This window comes from Bradyrhizobium sp. Kon58, assembly GCF_055807455.1.
Genome location: NZ_JBVVOT010000322.1, coordinates 1 through 302, shown reverse-complemented (window position 1 = coordinate 302; position 302 = coordinate 1). Strand labels below are relative to the sequence as shown.

Sequence of the window (302 nt, the reverse complement as noted above, 5' to 3'; positions counted from 1 at the left end):
GCCAAGTCCTTATTGCATTCGACAAGTAGCAAACTACATCGATAATAACTACAAAGAAAATATCACCGTAGCTCAACTCGCGGGCTGCGCAGGAATAAGCATCAGGTCGTTACAGCTAGGATTCAAAACGTTCAAAAATATCACGCCTATGGCATACCTGCGTGACATTAGGCTGCAGCATGCGCGACAGCTTTTGATTTCGGGGCAGTATCAAGACAACATAAAGTTCGTAGCCAAAGAGTGCGGCTTTAACAGCTATTACTTGTTCACTCGTTATTACAGTGCAAGGCATCATGAGCAGC

1 protein-coding gene is annotated in these 302 nt (G+C 44.7%); it reads left to right on the top strand.

The genetic code is table 11. The features are described from left to right. Positions 1 to 16 precede the first annotated feature (16 nt). A partial coding sequence (locus AC0L20_RS40630) for a helix-turn-helix transcriptional regulator (protein ID WP_473295765.1) occupies positions 17 to 302 on the top strand: 286 nt, incomplete at its 3' end.